The 8,764-nt window shown below is 63.9% G+C and carries 7 protein-coding genes and 1 pseudogene; all 8 read left to right on the top strand.

Annotated features, from left to right (window positions below):
• Positions 1–131: 131 nt before the first annotated feature.
• The 8 genes and pseudogenes from ACOI1H_RS11325 (at position 132) to ACOI1H_RS11290 (ending at position 8,755) form a co-directional block, all read left to right on the top strand.
• Entirely contained in the window at positions 132–500 is a 369-nt protein-coding gene (locus ACOI1H_RS11325; protein WP_422437523.1) for a response regulator, read from the top strand.
• Positions 497–2,470 carry a chemotaxis protein CheA gene (locus ACOI1H_RS11320; protein ID WP_422437521.1) on the top strand — a complete coding sequence of 658 codons (1,974 nt, stop codon included), beginning with the start codon at positions 497–499 and terminating at the stop codon, positions 2,468–2,470. Before ACOI1H_RS11325 ends, ACOI1H_RS11320 begins: the two co-directional genes overlap by 4 nt.
• Positions 2,467–3,006, top strand: a complete 540-nt coding sequence (locus ACOI1H_RS11315) for a chemotaxis protein CheW (protein ID WP_422437519.1) — start codon at positions 2,467–2,469, stop codon at positions 3,004–3,006. The genes ACOI1H_RS11320 and ACOI1H_RS11315 overlap by 4 nt, the downstream gene beginning before the upstream one ends.
• Positions 3,006–4,640, top strand: a complete 1,635-nt coding sequence (locus ACOI1H_RS11310) for a methyl-accepting chemotaxis protein (protein ID WP_422437527.1) — start codon at positions 3,006–3,008, stop codon at positions 4,638–4,640. Before ACOI1H_RS11315 ends, ACOI1H_RS11310 begins: the two co-directional genes overlap by 1 nt.
• A 15-nt stretch (positions 4,641–4,655) precedes the next feature.
• Positions 4,656–5,147 (top strand): chemotaxis protein CheW, encoded by a 492-nt coding sequence (locus tag ACOI1H_RS11305; protein WP_422437517.1) that lies wholly within the window; start codon positions 4,656–4,658, stop codon positions 5,145–5,147.
• Positions 5,144–5,983: a CheR family methyltransferase gene (locus ACOI1H_RS11300; RefSeq protein WP_422437515.1), complete on the top strand. Its 840-nt coding sequence runs from the start codon at positions 5,144–5,146 to the stop codon at positions 5,981–5,983. The genes ACOI1H_RS11305 and ACOI1H_RS11300 overlap by 4 nt, the downstream gene beginning before the upstream one ends.
• A gap of 4 nt (positions 5,984–5,987) precedes the next feature.
• Positions 5,988–7,127 (top strand): annotated as a pseudogene (locus ACOI1H_RS11295) (protein-glutamate methylesterase/protein-glutamine glutaminase).
• Positions 7,128–7,165: 38 nt separating this feature from the next.
• Complete coding sequence (locus tag ACOI1H_RS11290; RefSeq protein WP_422437513.1) at positions 7,166–8,755, top strand: hypothetical protein; 1,590 nt, start codon at positions 7,166–7,168, stop codon at positions 8,753–8,755.
• Positions 8,756–8,764: the final 9 nt, after the last annotated feature.

Below are 8,764 nucleotides of genomic sequence, written 5' to 3'. Positions count from 1 at the left end.
CGGCCCGACTGGCTCAGCTCCCGCTTCCCGACGCACTCACCCGCGCCCCCGACGTCGTTGCCACATGGCATGCAATGGGCCTCGAAGAGGTGCTGCCGCTCGCAGCGCCTGCAACCTGAAAGAAGGACCCGATGACCAAGAAGATCCTCGTCGTCGACGATTCCCCCTCCGTGCGTCATATGATCGAACGAACCCTTTTGAACGCCGGTTACACCGTCGCCACTGCAAGTGACGGGCGCGATGCGCTGACGCAGGCGATGGCCTTTCGGCCGGATGCGGTTCTGACGGACCAGAACATGCCCAACCTCGATGGGCTGGGATTTTGCCAGGCCTTCCGCGCTTCCGCCGTCCACGCGGGCGTTCCCGTGATCTTTCTGTCGACCGACAGCAGTCCCGACCTCAAGCAGCGGGCCCGCGACGCCGGCGCACTGGGATGGCTCGTCAAGCCGTTCGACGCGCCGAAACTGCTCGGCGTCATGGCAAAGGTCGTCGGGTCATGAGCCGGAAACCATTGCAGATGGACGCTGAAACTCTGGCGATCTTCCGCGCCGAGTGCGACGGACTGGTCGAGACACTGGAAACTCGGCTACTGGCGCTCAAGGACAGTCCCCGCGATCGGGCGCTGATCGATGCCGTGTTTCGCGATCTGCACACGCTCAAGGGCACCGGTGCCATGTTTGGCCGGGACGATATCGCCTCGTTCCTTCACGGGTTCGAATCGGCCTTCGAGAACCTTCGGACGCAAGGACAGACCGCCGATGCTGGGCTGATCTCACTTGCGCTCGAGGCGCGCGACCATGTCGTAGCACTTCTGGAAGGGACGCCTGTGGGGGATGGATTGGTCATCCTGTCGCGCCTGAAGAACCACTTTCTGGTCGCAGAGGTGACCGGCGAACCTGCACCCTTGGCGTCTGGGCAAGACGGCGCGATGGACGACTGGATGCTTCGGTTCTACCTGGCCCCCGATACGCTGCAACTGGGTGGCAACCCCATGCTCGTGCTCGATGACCTGCGCGCGATGGGTGCGGCCGGCATCGTCGCGCTGATCGACCGGGTGCCGCCTCTGCCGATGATCGATCCCCGGCAGTTCTATATCGGATGGCAGGCAATCCTGCCCGGCGCATTTACCGAAGAAGACCTGCGTGGCGTGTTCCTGTTCCACGAAACCGGCCTGTCGCTGGAAATGCGCCGCCGTGGTCAGAAGGACGATACCGGCGACGCGCCGGCGGCCGCGTCGATACCGCATGTCACCACAGCCCACTCGGGTGACGCCATGCCGACCATCCCGAAAACCGGCGCGGCCTTGATGCGTGTCCCCGCAGAGCGGCTGGACGACTTGATGAACCGCGTCGGCGAACTCGTGATCGCCGAGGCGCGCCTGGTGGCCATCGCCGCACAATCCAAGGACCCGGCTCTGGTCGCAGTGTCGGAGGATATTCAGCGGCTCGTCACCGCGATGCGGGATACGACCATGTCGATCCGGATGATGCCGATCGGTGCCATCGCCGGCCGGTTCCGCCGATTGGCGCACGATCTGACCGAAAAGCTTGGAAAGCCCATCGTCTTCATGACCGAAGGCGAAGAGACGGAATTGGACAAGACCGTCGTGGAGAGGTTGACCGAACCGCTGATGCACATCATCCGCAATGCCGCCGATCACGGCATTGAACCCGCAGCCGAACGCCGCCGGATGGGCAAACCGCCGACAGGAACCATCACGCTCGGCGCGCGCTATGCAGGGGCAGAGGTTCTGATTTCCGTGAGCGACGACGGGCGAGGGCTCGACCGCCAGGCCATCCGCGGCCGCGACATCGCGCGCGGCCTGATTTCCGAATCGGCGGACCTGACGGACGACGCCCTGTTCGCGCTCATCCTTGAACCCGGCTTCTCGACGGCCGAGCAGATCACCGACATGTCGGGGCGCGGGGTCGGCATGGACGTCGTTCATCGGACCGTCGATGCCCTTCGCGGAGTCCTGAGTGTGGCCAGCGAACCCGGACACGGCACCACCGTGACGTTGCGCCTGCCTCTCACGCTGGCGATCATCGACGGGCTGCTGATCGAGGTCGGCGGCGAACGCTTTGTCGTCCCACTGGCCGCCGTGGACGAGATCGTCGAATTGCCCGCGGCGCATGCGACCGTGACAAACGGCAATGCCTTTCTCGACATTCGCGACAGCCTTGTGCCTTTCCTGCGTTTGCGAACGTTGCTGGACAGCTCCGGACGGCCCAATTCTCACCAGAAGGTCATTGTCGTGACGGCGGGCGACTGGCGGGTCGGCCTCGTGGTGGATCGCATCATCGGATCGAACCAGACAGTCATCAAGCAGCTTTCACCGCTTCATGCGGCGCTGAAGTCGTTTTCCGGTGCCACCATTCTGGGCGACGGTGCCGTCGCGCTGATCCTTGACGTGCCGCAGTTGGTCGCGCGCGGCCGGGTCCTGGCAGAAACCGGGCAGGTGGCGGCATGACCGCCGTGCCACGCGGCCCATCCGAGATCGCAGGCGATGTCGTCACATTTAGCCTTGCGGGCGAGGTGCTCGCCGTCAAGGCGACGCGTCTGCGAGAGGTCCTTGAACCGACCGCGATCACCCGGGTGCCCGGTGCATCCGATTTTGCCGCCGGTCTGCTGAACGTGCGTGGCGCAGTGGTGCCGTTGGCCGATCTGCGGGTGCCTTTGCGCATGCCCAGTCATCTGATCGGCCCCGACAGTCGTATTCTGGTCCTCGATCTTCCGATCAATGGTCAGGATTGCGTGGTGGGCATCATCGCGGACGCCGTCCACGCCGTCACGCGCATCGAAGATGCGGCGCTCGAAAACATCCCCAGCGTCGGGACCCGATGGCCGCCGCGCTATGTCGCGGCAGTCGGACGCTGGCAGGGCGAATTCGTCACGCTGCCGGACCTGAATGCAATCCTGCTCGACGTCATGGCCGGCCAGCCGCCGCGCGCGGCGGCCAATACGGCGACCCCGACTCATACTCACCCCCATCCGGAGACCGCATGATGCGCCTGACCATCAAACTGAAACTTGCCGCAACCTTCATGACCATCATCCTGGCCTCGGCGGTCCTGACGATCGTGTCCATCGTCAACCTCTCGAGGTTGAACAATCAGCTCGACCGAATCGTCCACACAGAGGCAGAAAGGGTCCGGCTGTCCGAAGAGCTGACGTCCGAGCAGCTTCGAATTCAAGGGGACGTACGCACCTACATCATCGCCGACACGACCGCCGCCCGGGATGCCGTTCTTGCAACGATGACTGAAAGCCGAGGTCGCCATGACGCAATCCTGGAGGCCTTCGGTGCCATTGCATCCGACAAGGGAAAGACTGATCTGGCGACCTATGCCAGCCTCATGCCGAGGTTGCGCGACGTGAATAATCGTGCGATGGCCAGCGCCCGGACCGGCGACAATCTTAGTGCCTTCCGGGTCATCGACGGGGACGGAAAGGCCCTTTGGCAACAGATGGAAGCCCTCTTGGAGGGGTTGACTGAAGGAAACCTGACCGCAATGGCGGTCGCATCGGACGAAACGACCGCCACTTACGTTTTAGCGCGCAACCTTTTGATTTCATTGATGTTGGCTGCGGTATTGATCGGTATCGCCAGTGCCACTTGGATCACCATTTCGATCAGTCGGGGATTGCACCGTGCGATCGGCCTGTCCGGTAAGGTCGCATCAGGTGACCTGACCGAATTGGCAACCGTCACCGGCAACGACGAGATATCGGACCTTTTGCGCAGCCAGAGCGAGATGGTCAGACGGCTGCGGACCACAGTCGGCGAAGTATCGAGTGGCGCCGGCCAAGTCGCCGCCGGGGCCACGGAAATGGCCGCGACGTCGGTCCAGATGAGCCAAGGCGCAACCGAGCAGGCGAGCGCGACCGAAGAAGCCTCCGCCTCGATGGAACAGATGAACGCGAACATCAAGCAGACCGCCGAGAATGCCAACCTGACGGAAACCATTGCCCAGAAGTCCGCAAATGACGCGCGGACAAGCGGAGCCGCCGTGACCCGCGCCGTCGACGCGATGAAGACAATTGCCGACCGCATCCTGATCGTCCAGGAAATCGCCCGTCAGACCGATCTGCTGGCGTTGAACGCGGCGGTCGAGGCGGCGCGCGCTGGCGAACACGGCCGCGGCTTTGCGGTCGTTGCCTCGGAGGTGCGCAAGCTGGCCGAACGCAGCCAGACCGCCGCCGGCGAAATTTCGGGACTATCGTCCGAAACGGTCCGCGCAGCGGAAGATGCGGGGCGGATGCTGGACGCCCTGGTGCCCGACATCGAAAGGACCGCGCAACTCGTCAGCGAAATCAGCAGCGCCAGCCACGAGCTTGCAACCGGTGCCGGTCAGGTGAACCTCGCGATCCAGCAGCTCGACAAGGTCACACAGGAAAACACCTCCGCCAGCCAGGAGCTGAGCGCAACTGCAGAAGAACTTTCAGCCCAAGCCGAAACGTTGCGCAGCGCCATTGCCTACTTCCGGCTTGACGCGAGGGCCGGTGGACACCGAGACATGCCGATCGGTATCAAGAAGTCCGCCGCGGCGCCGCGGGCCGGTGGCTATGATTTCGACATGGAAGCCGCCGACGATGCGCTTGACGCGGAATTCATCCGCGCTGTCCAATCCGCAGCCTGACCGGGTGATATCGCAATGACCGAGAACCCGACTGTCATCACCTTTTGTCTCGGCACTGCGCATTTCGCGCTGCCCGTGGCACCTGTGCTCGAAATCCTGGAGGTGGGCGACATCGCGCCTCTGCCCCGGACACCGCCCGCCCTGCTGGGTCTGATCGACCGTCACGGCGTGTCGGTACCCGTGATTGATCTGCGCATAAGGCTGGGCATGCCCGGCACTGAACCGACAGACGACACGAGGGTCATCGTTCTGCGCGCAGGGGTTCGAAACGACCGAAACCTGACCGTCGGTGTCCGCGTCGACCGCGTGATCGAGGTCACGGAACTTGATGGCGCCGTCACCGAGCCACTTTCTGAAGCCGAGCTTCTGCACTGGCAAACAGCCGCAGTGCGCGGGATCGGTCGCCGCAATGATCACTTCGTCACGCTGCTGGACATCGACGGCCTGTTCGCGGAAGACATCGACGAACTGAACGGCAATGTCGTGCCGGATGCGGCCCTGTCGTGACGGGCCATACCATCGAAATGCAGGACAGCCGACTGGCCAGATTCAGGCAGCTGGTACACACCCAGACCGGCATCAAGATGCCGGCCGCAAAACGGCCGATGATCGAATCGCGTCTCAGGCGGCGCCTGATCGAACTGCACCTGACCACGCTGGATGACTATCTCCGGTACATCTTCGACGGAGGCCATCTGACGGCGGAACTGCCGCATATCATCGACCAGATGACGACCAACAAGACCGACTTCTTCCGTGAGGATTCCCATTATCGCCTCCTGCGTCAGGTCATGATCCCGGCCGCGCTTCAGCAGTCCGCCGCCAGCTTCATGTTCTGGAGTGCTGCGGCCTCGACCGGGGCAGAGGCCTGGTCGGCGGCCATGGAACTGGCGGAAGCCGCGCGGCTGGATCCGCGGCTGGAGTGGAGGATTCTGGGAACTGACATCACAGAACGTGTGATCGCGTTGGCCCGCACGGCGGTCTATTCCACTACGGAACTCGCACCGATCCCGGCACCCTTGCGTTCCGCCTACGTCATGGCGGGCAAGGGACCGGAGGGTCATCTGCGCGGGCGTATCGTGCCCGAGTTGCGCAAGCATGTCAGTTTCCACAATCTGAATTTGATGGTCCAGCCCTTCCGCATTGCAGGCAACATGGATGTCGTCTTCTTGCGAAACGTGCTGATCTACTTCGAACCCGATCTTCAGGCGCGGGTCATCGCGGCCTGCGCCGACAAGATACGCCCCGGCGGCTACTTCGTGGTCGGCCATTCGGAGTCGATGGTGGTGCAACATCCGGATCTGACCCCGATCGCGCCGGGTGCCTACCGCAAAAGGAAATGACGCCATGCGCGAAATCAAGGTTCTGATCGTCGACGACAGTGCAAGCGCGCGTCATCTGCTCAGCGAGCTTTTGCGGGGCGCGCCGGGAATCGTCGTGTCTGGCCAGGCCGGCGACGCCTTCGCCGCGGCGCGATTCATGCAAGAGAATTTGCCTGATGTGCTGTTGCTGGACCTGCAACTGCCGCGCATGGATGGTTTGACCTTTCTGAAAAAGATCATGTTGCAGCACCCGTTGCCCGTCATCGTCTGCTCCAGCTTTACGGAGGCGAATTCCCAACTGGCCTTCCGCGCGATGGAACTTGGTGCCTGCGAAGTCATCGCCAAACCGCGCCTGACCGACCAGGCGTCACAGAACGAAGCGCGGATTCAGGTCGTCGATGCCGTGCGCGCCGCAGCCCAGGCCCGTCGCGGCACGAAATCGCACAACGCGCCGACACCGGCACCGCAGAGCGATACCCGGCCCGCGGGGAACCGTCCGGCCGGCCATGAACCCAAGTTGACAGCCGATGTCATTCTCCAAGCGCCGCGCCCGGGTGGTGGCCTGCGGAAGATGCCGCGGGCACCGATCATCGCGATCGGCGCGTCGACGGGCGGGACCGAGGCTCTGTCGCGCGTCCTGCCCGCCCTGCGGACCGATCTGCCGCCCATCGTGATCGTCCAGCACATGCCAGAAAAATTCACGGCGGCTTTCGCACGTCGCCTCGACAGCCTGTGCAGCGTCTCTGTCCGAGAGGCCGTCGATGGTGACAGGCCCGAACCGGGCACCGTCCTGATCGCGCCGGGCAATCAACACATGGTCATTCGCCGGCATGGCAGCAGCTATCGTGTCGAAATCATGCACGGGCCCTAGGTGGCGCGCCACCGGCCATCGGTCGACGTGCTGTTCAGGTCCGTTGCGATCGCTGCGGAACAGGGTGCCCTCGGCCTGCTGATGACCGGCATGGGGGACGACGGCGCACGCGGCCTGCTTGAAATGTCGCAGGCCGGTGCGGACACCGCCGTGCAGGACGAAGCGTCCAGCGTCGTCTGGGGGATGCCCGGAGAAGCCTTTCGCTTGGGTGCCGCCGAGCGGAAGGTGCCACTGTCGAAATTCGCGGACGACATCAATGCCTTCGGGGCGGCCGTCAGGGTCGCGTCCCGCTGATGATGACCCCACTCGGAGCATCGGACAGGACAGTGCTGTTGAAACGGCTGCGCTTCCTGTGCGCACAATTGGAGCCCGCGATCGAGAACGCCTCCTCCAGTCTGTTTCGGCAGGTCGACCGCATCGCCAGTGCCAGTGCCCTGATGAAAGGTGTGGAATGCAGCACCAGACCCGACGCGCGGTTGGCCATGCTGGCGCAAAGCGACCGGCTCATGGCCGACATGGACAGGGCGCGCGAAAAGTTTCTGACGTTGCAGGCTCTTCTGTCCCGGATCGAAGCCGAGACGCGCGCCGAGAATGCGGTCTTGGGCCACCTGCGGCGGGATATCCGAGTGGCGGTGATGATCGCCTTCAACGCCCGGATCGTCAGCAGCGCCGTACAGACGAAGAGCGGCATCATCGATTCCTTCGCGCAATCGGTGCACGTTCTGCTGCGCAACGCCGAAAAAGACCTTGCGGCCCTAGAAGACATTCAGGCGCGGGCAACCAACCGGCTTACGGCAGCATCCGAACGGCTTCGCGGGCTGGGGGGGCAAGTCAACGCCATGCAGGCGGACCAAAGCAAGGTTCCGATATTGCTGCATCATCTGGGCCAGAGCGATGCGACGCATCAAGCGGCCGAAACCTTTGGCGGTGCCGCAGGCGATGTGGCCGACGCCCTGGTGCGGGCGATGACCAGCCTGCAAGGCGGCGATGCCATCCGGCAGCGGCTTGAACATGTCATCGGTGCCATCGCGCTGTGTGATGCGGGCAGCCCGACAGCGACGGCGGCCTCGGCAGTCGCGCAGGCGTTGTTGCGAGACCTGCGGTCAACCTTGCTGGCGGACATCGGGGCGACGCGACATCAGATCGCTGCCATGGCGCAGCCCTTATCGCGGTCCGAAACGGCGCTTCGCTCACTCTCGGACAGCGGGCTGACCGACGCCGCGACCGCGGCCGGCCACGCTTTTGCCGGCTTGTCGCAGGCCGCCGTCGCCCTTGCGGACCACGGCGACTCGTTGCACGCCGAACTCGCACTGATGGGCGCGGAATACGACAAGAAGGTCGAGGCAGCCGGTCGCTTGTCCGACATCGAGGATCGCATCCTTCTGCTGGGCATCAACGCGACGCTGGTCTCGCGGGGAAAAGGTGCCGATGGTCTTGCGATGGCCGCGATCGCGCGCCAACTGCGCGAGGTCAGCCAGGCCATTGTCGCCTCGACGTCTCGCCTGATGTCCCTGAGCATGGGGCAGCGCCACGACATGCAGACCGTTTTCGATACCGAAGCCGACGCCGCGGTCTCGGGGGCTGGGCCGGCCGGCGCGGCGGAGGTCGATCTGATGACATTCGGCGATACGATGGCCGCACTGGGACAGTTGTCTTTTGCCGACGTGTCGCGCGCCTTGCGCGAGGTCGATGCCAGACTGAACGATGTCGCCGAAACGTCACTTCGCCTGAAGATCCCGCCGGAGGGGCCGCCGATCAGCGTCAGCGAGGAGACCCGCAGGGCACTGGATCCGCTCAGGTCCAGCTACACCATCGCGATTGAGCGCCAAATTCACGATGCGGTTCTCGGGGTCGACGCCGCCACGGATGCAAACGCCGCAGACGTTGGATTGCAGTCGGACCTGGACGAGATGTTCTTCTGACCCTGCGGC

It is taken from the genome of Loktanella sp. DJP18 (assembly GCF_049310965.1).
GTDB lineage: Bacteria > Pseudomonadota > Alphaproteobacteria > Rhodobacterales > Rhodobacteraceae > Loktanella.
The sequence above is the reverse complement of the archived record's forward strand: the minus strand, read 5'-3'. Positions and strand labels throughout refer to the sequence as shown.